At 68.5% G+C, this 19,167-nt stretch carries 19 protein-coding genes and 1 pseudogene; 7 read left to right on the top strand and 13 right to left on the bottom strand.

The window, feature by feature from the left end:
• Positions 1 to 5: 5 nt before the first annotated feature.
• The 7 genes from pgl to fliL all read right to left on the bottom strand — a co-directional run bounded on the left by pgl (position 6) and on the right by fliL (position 8,482).
• Positions 6 to 692: a 6-phosphogluconolactonase gene (gene pgl, locus AC07NF_RS20025; RefSeq protein ID WP_494630306.1), complete on the bottom strand. Its 687-nt coding sequence runs from the start codon at positions 690 to 692 to the stop codon at positions 6 to 8.
• Between the two features lie 3 nt (positions 693 to 695).
• The gene (gene zwf, locus AC07NF_RS20020; RefSeq protein ID WP_494630304.1) at positions 696 to 2,159 is read right to left on the bottom strand and encodes a glucose-6-phosphate dehydrogenase; all 1,464 of its coding nucleotides are present in this window, start codon (positions 2,157 to 2,159) and stop codon (positions 696 to 698) included.
• A 235-nt stretch (positions 2,160 to 2,394) separates the two neighbouring features.
• Positions 2,395 to 5,256 (bottom strand): tetratricopeptide repeat protein, encoded by a 2,862-nt coding sequence (locus tag AC07NF_RS20015; protein ID WP_494630303.1) that lies wholly within the window; start codon positions 5,254 to 5,256, stop codon positions 2,395 to 2,397.
• Positions 5,257 to 5,265: 9 nt separating this feature from the next.
• Entirely contained in the window at positions 5,266 to 6,084 is an 819-nt protein-coding gene (locus AC07NF_RS20010) for a MotE family protein (protein WP_492817307.1), read from the bottom strand.
• Positions 6,084 to 6,686, bottom strand: a complete 603-nt coding sequence (locus AC07NF_RS20005) for a DUF6468 domain-containing protein (RefSeq protein ID WP_494630297.1) — start codon at positions 6,684 to 6,686, stop codon at positions 6,084 to 6,086. The genes AC07NF_RS20010 and AC07NF_RS20005 overlap by 1 nt, the downstream gene beginning before the upstream one ends.
• Positions 6,683 to 7,828 (bottom strand): flagellar motor switch protein FliM, encoded by a 1,146-nt coding sequence (fliM, locus tag AC07NF_RS20000; protein WP_492817303.1) that lies wholly within the window; start codon positions 7,826 to 7,828, stop codon positions 6,683 to 6,685. The genes AC07NF_RS20005 and fliM overlap by 4 nt, the downstream gene beginning before the upstream one ends.
• Before the next feature lie 27 nt (positions 7,829 to 7,855).
• On the bottom strand, positions 7,856 to 8,482 hold the full coding sequence (gene fliL / locus AC07NF_RS19995; RefSeq protein WP_492817301.1) for a flagellar basal body-associated protein FliL: 627 nt from the start codon (positions 8,480 to 8,482) through the stop codon (positions 7,856 to 7,858).
• A gap of 226 nt (positions 8,483 to 8,708) precedes the next feature.
• Here fliL and flgF point away from each other — a divergent pair, with 226 nt between their 5' ends.
• From flgF to AC07NF_RS19970, 5 genes are all read left to right on the top strand, one after another.
• Positions 8,709 to 9,446, top strand: coding sequence for a flagellar basal-body rod protein FlgF (gene flgF / locus AC07NF_RS19990; RefSeq protein WP_492817299.1), 738 nt, complete (start codon positions 8,709 to 8,711; stop codon positions 9,444 to 9,446).
• Positions 9,447 to 9,459: 13 nt separating this feature from the next.
• On the top strand, positions 9,460 to 10,248 hold the full coding sequence (gene flgG / locus AC07NF_RS19985; RefSeq protein WP_492817297.1) for a flagellar basal-body rod protein FlgG: 789 nt from the start codon (positions 9,460 to 9,462) through the stop codon (positions 10,246 to 10,248).
• A gap of 4 nt (positions 10,249 to 10,252) precedes the next feature.
• Positions 10,253 to 11,035: a flagellar basal body P-ring formation chaperone FlgA gene (flgA, locus tag AC07NF_RS19980; RefSeq protein ID WP_494630293.1), complete on the top strand. Its 783-nt coding sequence runs from the start codon at positions 10,253 to 10,255 to the stop codon at positions 11,033 to 11,035.
• 14 nt (positions 11,036 to 11,049) lie between these two features.
• A complete protein-coding gene (gene flgH / locus AC07NF_RS19975; protein ID WP_492817293.1) occupies positions 11,050 to 11,784 on the top strand; it encodes a flagellar basal body L-ring protein FlgH in 735 nt (244 codons plus the stop codon).
• Between the two features lie 116 nt (positions 11,785 to 11,900).
• On the top strand, positions 11,901 to 12,368 hold the full coding sequence (locus tag AC07NF_RS19970) for a hypothetical protein (protein ID WP_494630285.1): 468 nt from the start codon (positions 11,901 to 11,903) through the stop codon (positions 12,366 to 12,368).
• Position 12,369: 1 nt separating this feature from the next.
• On the opposite strand, the gene dxs is transcribed toward AC07NF_RS19970, so the two are convergent.
• The 6 genes and pseudogenes from dxs to AC07NF_RS19940 form a co-directional block, all read right to left on the bottom strand.
• Positions 12,370 to 14,292, bottom strand: coding sequence for a 1-deoxy-D-xylulose-5-phosphate synthase (gene dxs, locus AC07NF_RS19965; protein ID WP_494630283.1), 1,923 nt, complete (start codon positions 14,290 to 14,292; stop codon positions 12,370 to 12,372).
• Positions 14,293 to 14,309: 17 nt separating this feature from the next.
• Positions 14,310 to 15,212, bottom strand: coding sequence for a polyprenyl synthetase family protein (locus AC07NF_RS19960; protein WP_494630281.1), 903 nt, complete (start codon positions 15,210 to 15,212; stop codon positions 14,310 to 14,312).
• The gene (locus AC07NF_RS19955) at positions 15,212 to 15,466 is read right to left on the bottom strand and encodes an exodeoxyribonuclease VII small subunit (RefSeq protein WP_291870285.1); all 255 of its coding nucleotides are present in this window, start codon (positions 15,464 to 15,466) and stop codon (positions 15,212 to 15,214) included. Before AC07NF_RS19955 ends, AC07NF_RS19960 begins: the two co-directional genes overlap by 1 nt.
• A gap of 97 nt (positions 15,467 to 15,563) precedes the next feature.
• Positions 15,564 to 16,221: pseudogene (locus tag AC07NF_RS19950) on the bottom strand (histidine phosphatase family protein).
• A complete protein-coding gene (locus tag AC07NF_RS19945) occupies positions 16,218 to 17,138 on the bottom strand; it encodes a histone deacetylase family protein (RefSeq protein WP_494630279.1) in 921 nt (306 codons plus the stop codon). Before AC07NF_RS19945 ends, AC07NF_RS19950 begins: the two are co-directional and overlap by 4 nt.
• A gap of 3 nt (positions 17,139 to 17,141) precedes the next feature.
• Complete coding sequence (locus AC07NF_RS19940; RefSeq protein WP_492817281.1) at positions 17,142 to 17,483, bottom strand: winged helix-turn-helix transcriptional regulator; 342 nt, start codon at positions 17,481 to 17,483, stop codon at positions 17,142 to 17,144.
• A 120-nt stretch (positions 17,484 to 17,603) separates the two neighbouring features.
• On the opposite strand from AC07NF_RS19940, the gene AC07NF_RS19935 reads away from it, so the two are divergent.
• Positions 17,604 to 18,611, top strand: a complete 1,008-nt coding sequence (locus tag AC07NF_RS19935; protein ID WP_494630277.1) for a zinc-binding alcohol dehydrogenase family protein — start codon at positions 17,604 to 17,606, stop codon at positions 18,609 to 18,611.
• Positions 18,612 to 18,653: 42 nt separating this feature from the next.
• Positions 18,654 to 19,160: a GNAT family N-acetyltransferase gene (locus tag AC07NF_RS19930; RefSeq protein WP_494630275.1), complete on the top strand. Its 507-nt coding sequence runs from the start codon at positions 18,654 to 18,656 to the stop codon at positions 19,158 to 19,160.
• The last annotated feature ends 7 nt before the right edge of the window (positions 19,161 to 19,167 follow it).

Genomic DNA, 19,167 nt, shown 5'->3' with positions numbered 1-19,167 from the left:
GACGCTTACTCCGCCCAGAGGATGCGGACCTTGGCGCGGTCCTGCTTCAGGATGGCGGCGACCGGCAGGGCCGGATCGACGTCGCCTTCCAACAACGCTTTCTTGGCCGCACCGGTCACCAGCAGCACGATCAAATCGGTGCGGGTCAGGGCGGCCAGGGTCAGGCTCAGGCGCTGGATGTCCGGGGCGGGATCACCGGCCGGCACGGCCAGGACCGAGCGCTCCGAATGCGGGTCCAGCCCGCGCGCCAGCACCGGATTGCCCGGGAACAGCGACGCGAAGTGGCCGTCGGCCCCAACGCCCAGCAGCACCACGCCGAACGGCGCGGCGGCGTCGACGCCCTTCTGCGCCTTCAGCGCGCTCTCCTCGTGGGTCACGCCCTCGAAGAACAGCGGCGCGAACTCGGCCTTGGCGGCCTCGCCCGTCAGCAGGTGGCGACGGACCAGGCCTTCGTTGCTGCCCGGATCGGTCGGCGGCAGGAAGCGCTCGTCGGTCAGGGTGACCGTGATCTTGTCCCAGGGCGCGGTCATGCCGGCCATGCGGTCATAGACCGGGGCCGGCGTCGTGCCGCCGGTGGCCGCGAAGCCCGCCTTGCCATGCGTGGCGACGGCCGTGGTCAGCGCCCCGACCAGGATCGAGGCGGCGGCGTCATAGAGGTCTTCACGCGAACCGAAGGTTTCGAACTTGGCCATCGCTTAAGCCTTCCAGGACCGGCCGCCGGGCGAGATCAGCCCCTGCGCCGACTGCGGTCCCCAGGTGCCGGCCGCGTAGTGAGCCGGCTCGACCCCGGCTTCGGCCCAGGCGGCCGAGACGGCGTCGATGAACTTCCAGGCCTGCTCGACCTCGTCACGACGCACGAACAGGGTACGGTCGCCGCGGAAGGCGTCCAGGAACAGCTTCTCGTAGGCGATCCGGCGACGGCCGCCGCTCTGGCTGAACGACAGCGACAGCGGCAGCGATTGCAGGCGCATGCCCTCTTCCGACAGGCCCGGACGCTTGTTCATCAGCGTCAGGACGATGTTCTCGTCCGGCTGCAGGTCGATGACCAGGCGGTTGGCGCACAGGTCGGTGTCGGTGCCCTTGCCGAAGATGTTGTGCGGCAGCGGCTTGAACTGGACGACGATCTGGGTGCGGCGGTCCGGCAGGTTCTTGCCGGTGCGCAGGAAGAACGGCACGCCGTCCCAACGCCAGTTGTCGATCGCCACCTTCATGGCCACGAAGGTCTCGGTCTTGGTGGGCTTGCCGACTTCCTCGACATAACCCGCGCGGGCCGAGCCCTCGACCACGCCGGCCACGTACTGGCCGCGCACGGTGTCGTGGGCCACGCTCTCCTTGGTGAAGGGGCGCAAGCTGCGCAGCACCTTGACCTTCTCGTCACGGACCGCGTCGGGGTCGAAGCCCGACGGCGCCTCCATGGCGACCAGGCACAGCAGCTGCAGCATATGGTTCTGCACCATGTCCCGCAGCGCGCCGTACTCGTCGTAATAGGGCCAGCGGTCGCCGACCTTCTCGGTCTCGGCGATGGTGATCTGCACGTGGTCGATCGTGTTGCGGTCCCACAGGGGCTCGAACAGCACGTTGGCGAAGCGCAGGGCGGTCAGGTTCTGGACCGTTTCCTTGCCCAGATAGTGGTCGATCCGGAAGACCTGGCTTTCGTCGACCACGGCGGCGACGGCGGCGTTGGTGACCTTGGAGCTCTCCAGGTCGCGACCCAGCGGCTTTTCCAGGATCAGGCGAGCCTTGGGACCGGTCAGGCCGGCGGCTTGCAGCGCCTGGCAGGCCGGGCCGTACAGGCTGGGCGACAGCGAGAAGAAGATCACCAGGTCGCCGTGGGCGCCGATGCGCTCGGCCAGCTTCTTGGTGTCGTCCTCGCTGGTGATGTTGGCGGGCACGTAGTCCAGACGAGCGGCCAGGCGGTTCCAGGCCGCCTCCTCCACCGTCGCGCGTTTGCCCAGCTGCTCACGAACCAAGGCCTTGTAGCTGGCGGCGTCATGATCCGCGCGAGCAACGCCGATGATCCGCAAGTCGTGCGGCAGCAGTCGATCAAGTTCCAGGAAGTAGAGCGAAGGCAAAAGCATTCGCAGAGCCAGATCCCCCGCGCCGCCCAGCAGCACAAGGACCTCGCGGCCATTCTCGCCGTCTTCTTTCTTCTTAACCAATGTCGTCCACCCTATGACAACGTTGTCATGACATGCCTGCGGCAGAAAGGCAAGCGCTCGACGCTCCTCCCGTCATATGGGACGGTGAGCGGGCTCTAACTAGGCTAAACGTCTAGAGCCCGCCATAAGACCAATCGGGTTTTGCCGGGTGAATTTTCGGTGACGCAGCAAGGCTTCCAGGGCTGGTCATGCCTCGAAGTTCAGCGGAATCGAGGCGTAGGGGAAAACCCCTGCCCTAGCGAGCGCCGGCCGGCTTTCCAGTACGGAAGCGGTCCTTCATCCGACCGATCCAGCCGTTGAAGGCCTCGTTGTCGGCGGTGACGCGGCTGAAGTCCGAGGCCGACAGCGATTCGACGCTCATGCCCTGCAGGGCCACGCGCAGGCCGTCGGGATTGCCGGCGCTGTCGACGAAACCGGACCACCGCTGACGCAGGCGGGCCAGGGACTTGTCGTCGTCGGCCAGGCTGTAGGCGACGGCCGTGCGCAGCAGGCGGGCCTCGTCGCCGGGGCTGAGCGCGCCCGGCGTCTTGAAACGGTCGCCCAGCGAGCGCTCGTACATCGCCCCGGCCAGCGGCCAGGCGTGCTGCTTCCAGGCGATCTCGGCGCGGATCTCCTGGCCGTCGCGGCTGTTGTCCTTCTCGATCAGCTCCAGGGCGTCGTCATAGCGCCCCAGGCTCATCAGGGCGCGAGCCGTGGCCAGGCGACGCTCGACGTTCAGGGCCGGCGGCAGGATGGTGGTCCGGGTCGCGTTGATGGTCTCCAGCGCGTCTTCCGGCTTCTTGTTCATCAGGTAGATCCAGGCCAGGTCGGTGGCGACCTGGGCCTTGGGCACGCCGTTCAGGCGGTTGTCGACCTGGTACTTGAGCAGCTTGGCGGCGTCGTCCAGCAGGTCGACATCGACCAGGCGGCGCACCAGGTTGCGGACCATCTGGTCGCCGTCGGCGCCGATCGGGGTCAGGTCCTGGAAGTCGTAGAACAGGCCCACGGCCTGCACCGGCTGCATGCCGTCCGCCAGGCCTTGCAGGAACAGCTGCCGGAAGGTGTTCGACAGGTCGTTCTGCAGCGCCACCGCCTCGGGACGGTCGGGCAACTGGCGACCGGCCGAGCGCAGCACTTCCAGCGCCTCGCGATAGCGGCCCTGGTCGATATAGAGCTTGCCCAGCGCCCGGATGACTTCCAGTTCGACGCCGTCGCCGCGCCAGCGATAGCGCAGCTGGTTCAGGGTCTCGGCGGTCTTCTGGGCGGTGATCTGGCCCTTGGCGTAGCCCAGCTGGGTCGCGTGCAGGATGGCCGGCGTCGCCAGCCGGTCGATCGGCGCCTTCGCGATGGCTTCGAACATGCGGCGGGCGCGGACCTTCTCGCCCTTGGCTTCGAAGATGCGGGCCTGGGTCAGGCGGATGTCCAGCTGGTCGGGCACCGGCACCTTGGGCACGGCCAGGGCCTTGGTCACCAGCTGCATCGCGCCGGTCAGGTCGCCGACGCCCAGCGCCGCCTGGGCCTGGGCGTGCAGGAAGCGCGCGCGCCAGATCGGCGGGAACAGGTCCAGGGCTCGGCCGCCGCCTGCGAACTTGGCGCGCGCATCGGCCCACTGGCCCTGCTTGGTCGAGATGTAGCCGCGCCACAGGGCGCTGGACGGATCGTCGCTGAGCACCGGCGAGGAAAAGTCGGCGTCGGCCTCGGTCAGGCGGCCGGCCATCACCTTGGCCACGCCGCGCAGGCCGCGGAATTCGGCGTCGCCCAGCAGGGTCTGGTGCTTGCGGCCCGCGGCGTTCAGCACGCCGATGGCCTCGAACGACATCTGCGAGCCGACCAGGAAACGAGCCAAGGCCATGCGGGCGCCGGTGTCGCTGTCCTTGCCGTCGCCTTCCGGCGCGGCGGGAATGGCGCCTTGCAGGGCATTGTAGCGGGTCAGGAAACCGCCCGAGCCGGTCTTGGGCCAGTTGTCCAGGTCGATCAGGGCCGGCATCGACATCGGCTGCGGCGCGCCGGCGGCGGCCTCTTCCGGTGGGGTGTTGGCCGAGATCGGCGACAGGATCAGGCCCTTGGGCCGGCCGATGCGCAGCAGGTCGCCGTCGGCCTGCACCAGCAGGTCGGCGGCGTAGGTCTCGATGGCCAGGCCCTGCACCGATTGCAGCAGCGCCATCTCGACATATTCGCGACGCGACGGCAGGCCCTTGGACGGCGCCAGGGCCGGCGCGACGATCATCTTGTCGCCGACGGCCGGGTCGGCGACCCAGACCGCCTTGGTCACGCCCGAGACGCTGGCCGACAGGGTCGCCGGATGCACGCTCTCGTCGCGCGCGACCTTGATAATGTCGGGGCTTTCCTGCGAGCCGGGACCCAGGCTGATCTTCCACAGACCGCCCTGCCCTTCGGCCACATAGGGCTTGCCGGCCTGGGTGACGATCCGCAGGGCGCTGTAGTCCGCGCCCTTGAAGACCTGGAACTTGGAATAGCCGACGCTGGACGACGGCAGCTTGGAGGTGTCCAGGCGCGCGGGCGTGTCGAACACGATCCAGACCGCCTCCCCGCGCCGGAACACCGCGGCCCCGGCCGGAGCGGCCCAGTTGAAGCTGAGCGTGACCTGCTGGTCCTGGCGCTCGAACTCGACCTTGACCACGCCGCCGGCGGGCATCGGGTTGGGACGGCCGATCGGGGCTGCGGCCTGGGCGCTCGTCTGGCTGGCCGGCGGCGCGCCCGGACGGGCGAAGATGTTGACGAAGTCGACCCCGTCGGCGTTGCCCAGGCGGGCGTCGGCGTCGTCGGTCAGGGTCAGGACGATCTCGAGCACGCCGTTGACGTGGCGGGCTTCGGAGTTCTTCACCCAGCGCGGCGGGGCGATCTTCAGGCTGGAGAGATCGGGGTTAGCGTCGCGGCTGAACCGCATGACCAGCGTCTGGCCCTCGCGGTGCGAAACCATCTTCGCGCCGCCGGCCCAGTGGAATTCGACCCGCGAGAAGTCAGCCGCCTGCGCCACGCGCACGTCCAGCGAACCGCGCGCCGCGGGGGGCGGCGGCGCGGCGTAGCCGGACGGCGCCAGCGTGCCCGCGATGACCGCGGCGGCGACGCTGGAGCGCAGGAGCTGACGAAGGGTCATGGGCCTCCCTTAGCCGGCTTTTTTGGGCGCCGACTTGGCCTTAGGCGCCGCGGCGCCGGCCAGGCCGGCGTCGGCCTGCTGCGTGGGAGCAGCAGCGCCAGGAGCGGCCGCAGCATTGTCGGCGATCGCGGCCTTGCCCTTCTCGACGGCCGGGTTGGCCATGCGCGAGGCCAGGCGCTCGGTCAGGATCTTGGCTTCGCCCGGCGCCATGTTGGCCAGGATCTGCGACAGAGCCCGTTCCTTCATCTTGGCGGCGATCGGCAGGCGAACCTCGTCCGACAGCAGGGTGATGCGGGCGGCGGCGTCCTTGGGCTTCATGCCCTGATAGACGGTGACCAGGCGATCGACCTCGGCCTGCTTCTGGTTGTCGACCTGGCCCAGCAGGCCCTGGATGTCGCCCTTCAGGCCCGTCAGGGACTTCATCTTGGCGTCCAGCTTGGCCTCGGCGGCGGCCAGCAGCTGCAGCTGGACGTCGATGTCCTGCTCGCGCTGGTCCAGCTGACCGCGACGGGCGCCCAGGCTTTGCAGCACGCGAAGTTCGGCGGGCGAGAGGCCGGCTTCCTTGGCCAGGGCGTCGGCCGACGGGGCGCAGACGCGGGGCGGCGGGGCGTTGGCGGCGGCCGGCTGGCCAGCGCCCTCGGCCGAAGCGGCCTCTTCACCGCCCTTAGCGGCGTCCTTCTTGCCATCCGGCTTGGCGACGCCTTCAGCAAAAGCCTTGGCCCCACCCAGCAGGTCGGGCAGCGACTTGGCGCCGGCCATGGCGTTGATCGCCAGGACGCCGCCAACGGCGACGCCGACCAGGGGGAGGATGCGAGGAACGTTCTTCATCAGCGGGGCGCTCTGGGGTTGCTTCCGGGACGCGAGCCATCGGTCGGTCCGTCGAAGAGGTCATCATCGATCCGCGCCCGTGAACGCGGGGTTTCGCGGGAGGCGCTGGGGCCTCCCAGGTTGGGGCGAGCGGCCGGCGGGAGACGGTCTTCCCGGTCCAGCAGGCGCTCGAAATCTTCAGCCTTCAGGCGGCGCTCCGCCTGAGGGGGGGCTTCCGGCTCGCGGCGGGTCAACGCCGGACGCTCGAAGCGCTCTTCACGCTCGACCGGACGCTCATCCAGGCGCTGGGGGCGTTCCGGACGGACCGTCGGTGAGGCCGGCAGCGGACGGCTGGTCCGCTCTTCCAGCTGGGCCGCCAGGGCCTGGGCGCGCTCGATGCGCACCGCCAGGGTCTCGGCCGCCTCGTCGGTGGCCGCGCGCAGGTCGGCCAGGCCCTGCTCGGCGCGGGCCGCGGCCTGGTCCAGCTCGGTCACCGCCTTGGCGAAGCCCTCGTGGCTGTCGCGCAGGGCCTTCAGGCGGCGCTCGAGACGCCAGCCGAAGACCAGCGCCGCGATCAGCAGCACCGCCAGGAACCCGTTCATGGCGAAGGCGATCAGGCTCATTTCAGCTTCTGCACGGCCTTCTTGGCGGCGGGCGTCAGCGGCGCCTCGGCCCGGATGGCGATCGAGTGGTTGCGACGACCCATGCGGCCGCGCGTTAGCCGGATGGTCCCGGCCCGCAGCTCGACCAGGCTCTCGGGCGTGGCGTTCAGCATGAGGGTGTCGCCGACCTGCATGTTCAGCACCCGCGACAGCGGCACCTGCTGCTCGTCCAGCACGGCGCGGACCTCGGTCTGGGTGGTCCACAGCTCGGTGGCCAAGTGGCCTTCCCAGATGTTGTCGCGGCCGAACTTCTCACCCATGAACTGCTGCAGCAGCATCTTCCGGATGGGTTCCAGCGTGGCGTAGGGCAGCAAGAGCTCGATGCGGCCGCCGCGGTCTTCCATGTCGATGCGCAGCTTCACCAGGATCGCGGCGTTGGCCGGACGGGCGATGGCGGCGAAGCGCGGGTTGGTTTCCAGGCGGTCCAGCGAGAAGCCGACCGGGTGCAGGGGCTCGAAGGCGCTCTTCAGGTCTTGCAGCACCACCTCGATCATCCGCTGCACCAGCACGCGTTCGATCGTGGTGTAGGGACGGCCTTCGATGCGCATCGCGGCCGTGCCGCGACGGCCGCCCAGCAGCACGTCGACGATCGAGTAGATCAGGTTGGAGTCGACCGTCAGCAGGCCGTAGTTGTCCAGCTCCTCGGCCCGGAACACCGCCAGGATGGCCGGCAGCGGGATCGAGTTCAGGTAGTCGCCAAAGCGGATCGAGCTGATGTTGTCGAGGCTGACTTCGACGTTGTCCGACGTGAAGTTCCGCAGGGACGTCGTCATCAACCGCACCAGGCGGTCGAAGACGATTTCCAGCATCGGCAGGCGCTCGTACGAGACCAGCGCCGAGTTGATGATGGCGCGGATGCCCGTGCGGTCTTCACCGCCGTCGCCGGAGAGGTCGAAGCCCAGCAGGCTGTCGATCTCGTCCTGGTTCAGGATGCGTTCCGAGCCAGCCTCGCCGCCGCCGTCATCCCAGCCGCCCATGCCGCCGGAGAAGTCGCCGAACTCGTTGCCGCCGCCGCCAGCGTCGCCGCCGCCGTCGAAAGCCCCCGGGGGGTTCTGCGAGGCCCATTGGGCCATCGCGGCCTGATCGTCCAGTTCGTCCGCCATGTTTGTTCGCCCAACCAGCCCGAAGGCTTAGTTGATCAGCATCTCCTCGATGAGGACCGCATTCACCTTGGCCGGCGCGGCGACCAGGTTCACCCGGCGCAGCAGTTCGACCCGCAGTTGGAAAGTGCCCTGCGAACCATTCAGGTCCTCGGGGCGCAGCTCGCGCAGGAAGGTCTGGAACATGTCCTGCAGCCTGGGCAGATTCGGCGTCAGCGCCTCGGCGGTGTCCTCGTCGGGCAGCTCGAAGGTCAGCTTCAGCTTCAGGAAGGTCGACTTGCCGTCGGCCGTCTGCATGTTCACGACGATGTCGGGCAGCGTGTAGAAGACCACGCCGTCGGGGCCCTCCTTGATCACGGGCGCCGGACCGCCAGCAGCGGCAGCGCCGCCCTCGCCTTCCTTCTTCTCGCCGTGACCGCCCTTTTCTTCCTTCTTTTCCTTCTTCTCTTTCTTTTCCTTGCCGTGCTCGCCTTCAGCGGCAGCCTCCGGCTTGGGCTTCATCAGGAAGAAGGCCGCAGCGCCGCCGCCGCCCAGGACGAGGACGCCCGCGGCGATCGCTATGATCAGGATTGGCGGCTTCTTTTTCGCCGGGGCTTCGCCCTCGACGCCCTCTTCCCCTTCGGGAGCGGGAGCTTCCTTTTCCGGTTTCTTGGCCACGCGCGCGGTTCCTTGGAATCTATGCCCGTACACATGCGGGGGACATGGTTAACGATGTGTTTTGGCGGCCATTCTGTCGCAGGCTGAATCTGCCCGGCAGACTCCTCCCAACACCCCAGCGTTAACCTTCCTATTTGTTGATTTATAACGCGATTTAGGACTGGCACGAAGGTTGCTTCTAGGGATGCGGCGCATTTGTCGCGCCAGCCGCCCGAGTTAACTCGCCATGGACAACGCGCTTTATGTCGGCCTGTCGCGTCAGATGACGCTGCGCCGCCAGCTCGACATCGTGGCCAACAACATCGCCAACGCCAACACCACGGGCTTCAAGACCGAAGACCTGATGGTCGCCACCGAACAAGGCAAGCCGGCCAAGACCCTGGACGGCAAGGCCACGGTCAAGTTCGTGCTGGACACCGGCGTGGCCCGCGACTTCACCCAAGGCGCCATGACCAAGACGGGCGGCGACTTGGACCTGGCGATCGAGGGCAACGGTTTCTTCCACGTCCAGGCGGGCGGCGCCGACCGCTACACCCGCGACGGCCGCTTCACCACCAACCCGGAAGGCCAGCTGGTCACCCAGGAAGGCGCCCTGGTCATGGACGACGGCGGCGGCCCGCTGACGATCGACCCGACGCTGGGCCCGGTCGCGATCGGCAAGGACGGCACGGTCAGCCAAGGCGCGGTCCGCGTCGGTCGCCTGGCCGTGGTCCGCCCCGACGACCTGGCCTCGATGGCCAAGGACGGCGACAACCTCTACCGCAACACCGCCAACACCACCCTGGCAGCCGCCCCGGACGCCCGCGTCCACCAGGGCATGCTGGAATCCTCGAACGTCCAGCCAGTCATCGAGATCACCAAGCTGATCGAGATCCAGCGCGCTTACGAGAGCGTCGCCAAGATGATGGACAACACCGCCGAACTCTCCCGCACCGCCGTCGATCGGCTGGGCAAAGTCAATTAAGGGACGCTAGCCGATGCAAGCTCTCCGCACCGCCGCTTCGGGCATGTCAGCGCAACAGCTGAACGTCGAAGTCATCTCGCACAACATCGCGAACATGAACACCGTGGGCTTCAAGCGCCAACGGGCCGAGTTCCAGGACCTGCTGTACCAGCAGGTGGAACGCGCCGGTTCGCAGTCGTCCAGCAACGGCAACATCGTCCCGACCGGCGTTCAGGTCGGCGGCGGCGTCAAGGCCGGCTCGGTCTATCGCATCACCGAGCAAGGCACCCCGACCCTGACCGACAACCCGCTGGACATCGCCATCCAGGGCAAGGGCTACCTGCCGATCCTGATGCCGTCGGGCGAGACGGCCTATACCCGCGCCGGCAACTTCTCGACCAACGACCAGGGCCAGATCGTCACCGAGGACGGCTACACCGTCCAGCCGGGCATCACGGTCCCGCAGAACGCCACCGACATCATCATCGGCAAGACCGGCCTGGTGCAGGTGAAGTTGGACGGCCAGACCCAGCCGCAGACCATCGGCCAGATCCAGCTCGCCAACTTCATGAACGAAGGCGGCCTGGAGCAGATCGGCGATAACCTGCTGCTGGAAACCTCCGCCTCGGGCGCGGCCACCCTCGCCGCCCCCGGCGAGCCGGGCTTCGGCATGCTGATGCAGCACTACACCGAAGCCTCGAACGTCGACGCGGTGACGGAAATCACCTCGCTGATCACGGCCCAACGCGCCTACGAGATGAACTCGAAGGTGATCACCACGGCCGACCAGATGCTCCAAGCCACCTCGCAGCTGCGGTCGTAAGCTCATGAAGACCCTCCTCTTCGCCGCCGCCGCCACGCTGGTCATCACCCTGCTGGGCGCGCCCGCCTTCGCCGGCACGCCGGTGTCCTTGCGCATGGACACCACCGACGCCGACGGCCGCATCACCCTGGGCGACCTGTTCGACGGCGTGTCCGGCCCGGCCGCCAACATGGTCGTCGCCGCCCGCATGGGCTCCACCGCCGTGCTCGACGCCGGCCAGGTGCAGGTCTCGGCCCGCCGCGCCGGCTTCGACTGGACTAACAGCAACGGCATCCGCCGCATCATCGTCCGCGAAGGCCTCGACAACGGCGGCGTTTCGGCGGGCGCTGGCGGCGCTTCGGCCTCGGCCGCGCGCGGCAATGTGGAAGTTCTTGCCTATGCCCGCAGCATGATGGCCGGCGAAATCGTCCAGCCGCAGGACCTGGTCTACGTGAAAATGGCCGGCGCCCCGGCCGACGCCCCACGCGACTCCGACGCCGTCATCGGCCTGGCGGCCAAGCGCCCCCTGCGTGAAGGCGCCGCGGTCTCCCTGCGCGATGTTGCCGCAGCCCAGGTCATCAAGAGCGGCGACCTGGTCACCATCACCTATGACGAAGGCGGAATTTCCCTTTCGCTTCAAGGCAAAGCGATGGCCGCCGCCGCCACGGGCGACGTCTTCGCCGTCCAGAACACGCTCTCCAAGAAGGTCATTCAGGCTGTCGCGACCGGTCCCGGTAGCGCCGCCGTGGGTCCGCAGGCCCGGAGCTTGCAAGCCCGTTCGCAACCCGTCCGTTTCGCCGCTCGCTAAGAGGTAGCTCACCCATGCGTCGCCCCGTCATCATCGCCGCCGCCGTCCTGCTGGCCCCGCTGGCTGCCTGCTCCACCGTCCAGGAAGCCGTGAAGGGCCCGAACCTGGCTCCCGTCGGCTACCCGGCCGAACTGGCCCCGATGCAGCAGCAGTACGTCTCGGCCCGCGAGCCCTCGCCGCAAGCCGCCTCGGCCAACTCGCTGTGGCGCGTTGGCGCCCGCGCCTTCTTCAACGACCAGCGCGCCAGCCGCGTCGGCGACATCCTGACCGTGATGATCGACATCGACGACAGCGCCAGCACCAAGAACCAGACCGCGTCCTCGCGCACCTCGAACATGAAGGCCGGCATCCCCAACCTGCTGGGCCTGGAATCGAGCCTGGGCAAGGTGCTGCCGGGCGGCTTCGACCCGGCCAACGCCCTGAACACCAACTCGGCCACCACCAATGCCGGCGCCGGCAGCGTCCAGCGCTCGGAAAAGATCAGCCTGACGATCGCCGCCGTGGTCAGCCAGGTTCTGCCGAACGGCAACATGGTCATCCAGGGCACCCAGGAAGTCCGCACCAACGCCGAGCTGCGCCAGCTGACCGTGGCCGGCATCGTGCGTCCCGAGGACATCTCCTCGGCCAACACCATCAAGCACACGCAGATCGCCGAAGCCCGCATCAGCTACGGCGGCCGCGGCGACATCAGCCGCGTGCAGAAGACCCCGGCCGGCCAGTCGCTGGTCGAGAAGTTCTCGCCCTTCTAAGCGGGACGCAGCGTAACGCCTGAACGGGCGCGGCGGCCGCGAGGCCTCCGCGCCCGATTTCGTTTCAGGAGCCATTCAGGTCCCCGCTGCGTTGATCGAGCGAGGAGGACCATCCCATGGCGTCCCGTATCGCCCTCGCCGCTCTCGCGCTGATCACCGCCGGCCTGGCCGGCTGCGCGCACGAGAAGGTCGCCGTGAGCGGTTATCGCTGGGCCTATCTCGAAGCCACGCAGGAAGCCCCGCGCCTGGCCTATGGACGCCCGAACAGCGACGACGTGGTGCTGATGATCAGCTGCCGCCCCGGCCAGGATCAGGTGGACGTCTCGGCCGTGGGCCTGTCGGGCGGCGAGATCGTCCTGGCCTCGGGCCGCACGGAAAGCCGCTTCGCCGCCGCCAAGGTCGACAACGCCATGGGCGACGGCGGCCTCTTGGAAGCGCGTGGCAAGGCCAGCGCCCCGGCGCTTGCGGGTTTCAGGAAATCAGGCGACCTGGCCCTGCTGACCAAGGGCGAACGCCACGACCTGGCGGCAGGTTCTGCCGACCAGGGTCACGTGAAGGCGTTCTTCAAGGCTTGCGGGGCTTAACTTAAGCCCTACGGCCTGCCCCCGCCGCACTGACATTGTCCATGCCCAGGGCCGACAGGGCGCCGCGCAGGATGCCGTCGGCGTCGAGGCCGGCTTGGGCGTACATGGCGTCGGGCTTGTCCTGGTCCTGGAAGACGTCGGGCAGGCACAGCGTGCGGACCTTGAGGCCGCGATCGAAGGCGCCGTGCTCGGCCAGGGCCTGCAGCACGAAACCGCCGAAGCCGCCCATGGCGCCCTCTTCCACCGTGATCAGCGCCTCGTGCTCGCGCGCCAGGCGCAGTAGCAGGTCGATGTCCAGCGGCTTGGCGAAGCGGGCGTCGCAGACCGTCGCGGAAAGACCGCGGGCGGCCAGCAGGTCGGCGGCCTTCAGGCTTTCGGCCAGGCGGGTGCCGAACGAGACGATGGCGACGCTGGTCCCTTCGCGGACGATGCGGCCCTTGCCGATCTCCAGCGGGTCGACGGTCGCGGGCATTTCCAGGCCCAGACCCTCGCCGCGCGGATAGCGGAAGGCGCTGGGACGGTCGTCGATGGCGGCGGCGGTGGCGACCATGCGGGCCAGCTCGACCTCGTCGGCGGCGGCCATCAGCACCATGCCGGGCAGAGCGCCCATGAAGCCGATGTCGAAGCTGCCGGCGTGGGTCGGACCGTCGGCGCCGACCAGGCCGGCGCGGTCCATGGCGAAGCGCACCGGCAGGCCCTGGATGGCCACGTCGTGCACCACCTGGTCATAGCCGCGCTGCAGGAAGGTCGAATAGATCGCCGTGAACGGCTTCATGCCGTCGGCGGCCAGGCCCGCGGCGAAGGTCACCGCGTGCTGCTCGGCGATGCCGACGTCGAAGGTGCGCTGCGGGAACGCCTTGCCGAACAGGTCCAGGCCCGTGCCCGAGGGCATGGCGGCGGTGATGGCGACGATCTTGTCGTCCTTCTCCGCCTGCTTGATCAGTTCCTGGGCGAAGACCTTGGTGTAGCTGGGCGGGCCGGCGGCCGCCTTCTGCTGCTGGCCGGTGACCACGTCGAACTTGGCCACGGCGTGCAGCTTGTCAGCCGCGCCCTCGGCGGGGGCGTAGCCCTTCCCTTTTTGCGTGACGCAGTGGACCAGCACCGGCTTGTCGCCGAAGGCCTTGACGTTCTTGAGCACGCTGACCAGAGCGTCCATGTCGTGGCCGTCGATCGGGCCGACATAGTGGAAGCCCAACTCCTCGAAGAAGGTGCCGCCGGTGACCATGCCCCGGGCATATTCTTCCGCCTTGCGGGCGGCTTCGCGCATCGGGGTCGGCAGCTTTTCGACGACGGTCTTGCCCAGCTTGCGCACCGAGCGGTAGGCGCCGCCCGAGACCAGGTTGGCCAGGTAGGCGCTCATGCCGCCCACCGGCGGGGCGATCGACATGTCGTTGTCGTTGAGGATGACGATCAGGCGCTTGGTGGTGTCGGTCGCCGCGTTCATCGCCTCATAGGCCATGCCCGCGCCCAGCGAGCCGTCGCCGATCACGGCGATGACGCTGTTGTCTTCACCCTTGGCGTCGCGCGCGGCGCAGAAACCCAAGGCGGCCGAGATCGAGGTCGAGGCATGGGCCGCGCCGAACGGGTCGTATTCGCTCTCGGCCCGCTTGGTGAAGCCCGACAGGCCACCGCCCTGGCGCAGCGTCTTGATGCGGTCGCGGCGGCCGGTGAGGATCTTGTGCGGATAGGCCTGGTGGCCGACGTCCCAGATGACGATGTCCTTGGGCGTCTCGAACACGTGATGCAGGGCCACGGTCATCTCGACCACGCCCAGGCCCGCGCCCAGGTGCCCGCCCGTCACCGACACCGCGTCGATCATCTCGGCCCGGACCTCGGCCGCGAGCTGTTTCAACTCGGGTACGGAGAGCCCGCGCGTATCGGCCGGCGAAGCGATGGTGTCGAGCAGAGGCGTTTTGGAAGACATGTTTGACAAAAGCGCGGTCAGTTGCGGCGGTCCAGCACGAAATCAACGCTTTCGCGCAGATGTTCGGCTCGGTCGCCAAAGATTTCCAGATGGGAACGGGTCTGGTCGGCCAGAAGCGCCACGCGCTCTTTCGCCGCGTCCAGCCCCAGCAGGGTGACGTAGTTGGCCTTGCCCATGGCGGCGTCCTTGCCGCCAGTGGCCTTGCCCATGGTCTCGGGATCGCCCTCGGCGTCCAGGATGTCGTCGACGATCTGGTAGGCCAGCCCCAGGTCTTGAGCGAAGGCCATCAGGGCGGCGCGCTCGGCGTCCTTGGCGCGGGCGATGATCAGCGGGATCTCGAAGGCGAAGGCGATCAGCGCGCCGGTCTTCAGGCGCTGCATGCGCGCCACCGCGCCCAGGTCGTCGCGAACGCCCAGGATGTCGATCATCTGGCCGCCGGCCATGCCGCGCGCGCCCGAGGCGATGGCCAGCTTGCGCACCAGCTCCGACCGGACATGGCCGTCGTCGTGGGTGTCGGGGTGGGCCATGATCTCGAAGGCCGCCGTCTGCAGGGCGTCGCCCGCGAGGATGGCGGTGGCCTCGTCATACTGCTTGTGCACGGTCGGACGGCCGCGGCGAACGTCGTCGTCATCCATGGCCGGCAGGTCGTCGTGGACCAGGCTGTAGGCGTGGATGCATTCCAGCGCGCAGGCCGCGCGCAGCACCGGCCGCTCGGCCAGGTCGAACATCTTGCCAGTCTCGAGCGCGAAGAACGGGCGCAGGCGCTTGCCCGGCCCCAGCGCCGCGTAGCGCATGGCCTCGGTCAGGCGGGTCTCAGGCCCTTCGGCGCGCGGCAGCAGTTCGTCCAGCGCCACGGTGACGATGTCAGCGGCCTGGACGATCCGCCTGGCCAGATCGTTTTCCGGACGCGGGGCCGCCATCAGTTGAACTCAGCCGCTTCGGCCGAAACGGCGCCGCCCTGACCCAGGACGATCTTCTCGACCTTGAGGCGCGCGGCCTCCAGCTTCTTCTCGCAGTGGGCCTTCAGGGCCGCGCCGCGTTCGTAGATGTCGATCGAGCGCTCCAGCGGCGCCTGGCCCGACTCCAGCTCGGCCACGATCCGCTCCAGCTGCGCCAGGGCTTCCTCGAAGCTCAGGGCGGAGATGTCTGCGGGGGCGTTAACGGCGTCGGTCATTTCAACTCTCAGGTGAACAGGCGTCAGCCTAGTGTCCCTGGCCGATGCGAGCAACGGCCTAGAGCCAAGGCGTGGTTAAGGGAAGAGGCTTTTGAGATCAGGCGCGGCGGAAGCGCTTGATGCTCCAGTAGGCGTGACCTTCATCCACCAGTTTCGCCAGTCCCCGCGCCTTCAGCGCGTCGGCGATCATCCAGTTGAAGAAGCCGTGGGCCACGACCAGAACATCCTGGCCCTGATCCGACAGCTCGACCAGCAGGTCGGCGGCCTTGCCGGCCCGGACTTCGGCCTCGGCGCGGGTCTCCTGGCCGCCGTGGTTGTTGAAGAACCACCACCAGAAGCGGGCGAAGAACCCCAGGCGCTTGGGCGACATCTTCAGCCACAGGGGCCAAGGCGGCGGCGGCAGCGGGGCCTCGATGAAGGTCGGGTCGGTAGCGAAGGCCCGGCCGCCCGTCACCGCCTGGGCCGTCTCGATAGCGCGACGGCGGGTCGAGGCGATCAGCACATCGGCGTCGCGGGCGATCTGGATCAGCTGGTCCGGCGGGGTCTGGCCTTCTTTGAGGCCGCCCACTTCGTAACGCGCCCACCAGTCGCCGTATTCAGGCGCGTTGAGCTTCACCTTGCGCGACAGGGCGGGTTCGCCGTGGCGGGCCAGGGTGATGGTCCCCGACTTCACGGGTTGGGACGCTTGGTCGGCGGTGGTCACGTCGGCCATATTGTAGAGAAGTCGATCGGCGAAGGCCGGTCCGTCTTCTCACCCCTCCTGAAGAGCGCGCACATGCGCGGCGGCGGATCGCCCCAGCGCCTGGAGGTCGTAACCGCCCTCGAGCGAGGACACAACCCGCCCCTTGGCCCGGGCGTTGGCCACCGAGACGATCGCCCGGGTCGCCCAGGCAAAATCGTCCTCCTCCAGGCTCTGGGCCGACAGCGGGTCGCGGACGTGGGCGTCGAAGCCGGCCGAGACGATGACCAGCTCGGGCGCGAAGGCGTCGACCTTGTCCATCAGCCCCTCGAATCGCGACCGCCAGGTCTCGCGCGGCGCATGCGGGGCGACGATGGCGTTGGCGATGTTGCCCACGCCCCGCTCCGACGGATCGCCAGTGCCGGGATACAGCGGCGACTGATGGATCGAGGCGAAGAACACGGTCGGGTCGTTCTCGAACACCGCTTGCGTGCCGTTGCCGTGGTGGACGTCGAAATCGACGATCGCCACCCGCTTCAGCCCCGCCGCCTGGGCCGCGCGCGCCGCCACGGCGACGTTGGAGAACATGCAAAAGCCCATGGCCGTGCCTGGCTCCGCATGGTGCCCCGGCGGCCGCACGGCGCAGAACGCCCGCTCGGTCTCGCCCGTCGCCACGGCCCGCACCGCCGCCGCGCAGGCCCCAGCCGCCCGGCGCGCGGCCAGCAGGCTGCCGGTGGACATCACCGTGTCGGGATCCAGCGCCCGGCGACCGCTGCTGGGCGCGGCGGCGAAGACGGCCTCGACGAAGGCTTTGGGGTGCACCCGCAGCAGGTCATCGACATCGACCAGCGGCGCGTCCTGGGGCTCCAGCTCCAGATTCGGATCATCGTTCAGGGCGTCGATCACCGCCCGCAGGCGCTGGGGGCTCTCCACGTGGCCGTCGCCCGGCTGGTGGTCCAGCATGTCGAGGTGGGTGTAGAGCGCCAGGGTCATCGGTCAGCAGGCCTCTCGCTCGGGCTCGGTCGCCAAGCCTAGCACATTGGCGTCGCCCCAGGCCTTCAGCGCGCAGATCACCGGCTCCAGGCTCTTGCCCTTGGTCGACAGCGAATATTCCACGCGCGGCGGCACCTCGGCATAGACGGTGCGGATGATCAGGCCGTCAGCCTCCAGCTCGCGCAGCTGCTTGGTCAGCATGCGCTGGGTCACCGCGCCCAGCTTCCGCGCCAGGGCGTTGAAGCGCATGCGGCCGCTCATCAGGTGGAACAGGATCACGCCCTTCCACTTGCCGTCGATCAGGCCCAGCGCCGCCTCGACGCCGCACTCCTTGGGATCGTCCATAGCCGCCTCACAGTATACAAACGGGTACTACATACAGAAAATGACCGTACTTGCGAAGATCGTATCGTGGCGCGATCTCCCTGCAGCGGTTCGAAACCGCCCATCTTTCTGGAGACCATCATGAAGATCGTCGGCTTCCGCGAGCTCAAGCCCGCCACCGATCCCACCGCCCTGCTCGACCTGGAAGCGCCCGATCCCGTGGCGACCGGCCACGACATCCTGGTGCGGGTGAAGGCCGTCTCGGTGAATCCTGTCGACACCAAGGTCCGCGGCCGCGCTCAGCCCGCCGACGGCGAGGTCCGCATCTTGGGCTACGACGCCGCCGGCGTGGTCGAGGCGGTCGGCGAGGCCGTCACCCTGTTCTCGCCGGGCGACGAAGTATTCTACGCCGGCGCCATCCACCGCCCGGGCTCGAACGCCGAACTGCACCTGGTCGACGAGCGCATCGTCGGCAAGAAGCCCAAGACCCTGGACTTCGCCCAGGCCGCCGCCATGCCGCTGACCTTCATCACCGCCTGGGAGCTGCTGTTCGACCGCCTGGGCGTGGCCCGCGACGGCGGCGAGGGCCAGAGCCTGGTGATCATCGGCGGGGCCGGCGGCGTCGGCTCGGCCCTGATCCAGCTGGCCCGCAAGCTGACCAAGCTGAACGTCGTGGCCAGCGCCTCGCGTGACGAGACCCGCCAGTGGGTCGAGGGCCTGGGCGCGCATCAGGTGTTCGACCACACCAAGCCGCTGGCCGACGAACTGGCGCGCCTGGGCCTGGACGCCCCAGCCTATATCGCCGTGCTGACCCACAGCGCCGAGCACTTCCCGCAGGTCGTCGAAGCCATCGCCCTGCAGGGCAAGATCGGCGTCATCGAGGCCGACGGCGACCTCAACATCCGCCCGCTGCAGCTGAAAGCCGCCTCGATCCACTGGGAATATATGTTCGCCCGCCCGCAAGGCACGCCGGACATGATCGAGCAGCACAGGCTGCTCACCGAAGTCGCGGACCTGGTCGACCAGGGCGTGTTGCGCACGACGCTCACCCAGGTAGTCGGCAAGATCCGCGCGGCCGACCTCCTGGAGGCCCACCGCATCGTCGAGAGCGCCCGCACCATCGGCAAGGTCGCGCTGGAAGGCTTCTAGAGCGCGTTGCAAAGGTCCGGTCATGGCGGCTACCAAGTCGCCATGACCGACACTCTCCGCCGCGCCACCGTTGAAGACGCCGACACCGTGTCCAGCCTGGGCGCGCGGACCTTCACGGAAACCTTTGCCCACCTCTACCCGCCCGAGGACCTGGAGACCTTCCTGGCCTATGCCTACGGGCTGGAGCGGACCCGCAACGACCTGGCCCATCCCGACAAGGCGACCTGGCTGCTGGAAGACGAGGACGGCGAGGCCATCGGCTACGCCCTGGCCGGGCCGTGCGACCTGCCGCACGACGAGGCCGCGCCGGGCGATGGCGAGCTGAAGCGGATCTATGTGCTGAAGAGCCATCAGGGCGGCGGCCGCGGGTCGCGGCTGCTGAACACCGCGCTGGAGTGGCTGGGGCCGCGCCGGATCTGGATCGGGGTGTGGTCGGAGAACTTCGGGGCTCAGAAGCTGTATGGGCGGATGGGGTTCGAGAAGGTCGGGGAGTATTTCTTCAAGGTTGGTGAGACGAACGACCTGGAGTTCATTCTGCGGCGGGATTGATCCTCCC

It is taken from the genome of Caulobacter sp. GW821-FHT10A06 (genome assembly GCF_059415805.1).
This window is presented reverse-complemented; position numbering and strand designations above follow the sequence as displayed.

What these genes read in the sequence shown, in the direction of transcription:
- pgl (WP_494630306.1), bottom strand. Translation starts at nt 692, where the DNA reads ATGGCCAAGTTCGAAACCTTCGGTTCGCGTGAAGACCTCTATGACGCC.
- AC07NF_RS20015 (WP_494630303.1), bottom strand. Translation starts at nt 5,256, where the DNA reads ATGACCCTTCGTCAGCTCCTGCGCTCCAGCGTCGCCGCCGCGGTCATC.
- AC07NF_RS20010 (WP_492817307.1), bottom strand. Translation starts at nt 6,084, where the DNA reads ATGAAGAACGTTCCTCGCATCCTCCCCCTGGTCGGCGTCGCCGTTGGC.
- AC07NF_RS20005 (WP_494630297.1), bottom strand. Translation starts at nt 6,686, where the DNA reads ATGAGCCTGATCGCCTTCGCCATGAACGGGTTCCTGGCGGTGCTGCTG.
- fliM (WP_492817303.1), bottom strand. Translation starts at nt 7,828, where the DNA reads ATGGCGGACGAACTGGACGATCAGGCCGCGATGGCCCAATGGGCCTCG.
- flgF (WP_492817299.1), top strand. Translation starts at nt 8,709, where the DNA reads ATGGACAACGCGCTTTATGTCGGCCTGTCGCGTCAGATGACGCTGCGC.
- flgG (WP_492817297.1), top strand. Translation starts at nt 9,460, where the DNA reads ATGCAAGCTCTCCGCACCGCCGCTTCGGGCATGTCAGCGCAACAGCTG.
- flgA (WP_494630293.1), top strand. Translation starts at nt 10,253, where the DNA reads ATGAAGACCCTCCTCTTCGCCGCCGCCGCCACGCTGGTCATCACCCTG.
- flgH (WP_492817293.1), top strand. Translation starts at nt 11,050, where the DNA reads ATGCGTCGCCCCGTCATCATCGCCGCCGCCGTCCTGCTGGCCCCGCTG.
- AC07NF_RS19970 (WP_494630285.1), top strand. Translation starts at nt 11,901, where the DNA reads ATGGCGTCCCGTATCGCCCTCGCCGCTCTCGCGCTGATCACCGCCGGC.
- dxs (WP_494630283.1), bottom strand. Translation starts at nt 14,292, where the DNA reads ATGTCTTCCAAAACGCCTCTGCTCGACACCATCGCTTCGCCGGCCGAT.
- AC07NF_RS19960 (WP_494630281.1), bottom strand. Translation starts at nt 15,212, where the DNA reads ATGGCGGCCCCGCGTCCGGAAAACGATCTGGCCAGGCGGATCGTCCAG.
- AC07NF_RS19955 (WP_291870285.1), bottom strand. Translation starts at nt 15,466, where the DNA reads ATGACCGACGCCGTTAACGCCCCCGCAGACATCTCCGCCCTGAGCTTC.
- AC07NF_RS19945 (WP_494630279.1), bottom strand. Translation starts at nt 17,138, where the DNA reads ATGACCCTGGCGCTCTACACCCACCTCGACATGCTGGACCACCAGCCG.
- AC07NF_RS19940 (WP_492817281.1), bottom strand. Translation starts at nt 17,483, where the DNA reads ATGGACGATCCCAAGGAGTGCGGCGTCGAGGCGGCGCTGGGCCTGATC.
- AC07NF_RS19935 (WP_494630277.1), top strand. Translation starts at nt 17,604, where the DNA reads ATGAAGATCGTCGGCTTCCGCGAGCTCAAGCCCGCCACCGATCCCACC.
- AC07NF_RS19930 (WP_494630275.1), top strand. Translation starts at nt 18,654, where the DNA reads ATGACCGACACTCTCCGCCGCGCCACCGTTGAAGACGCCGACACCGTG.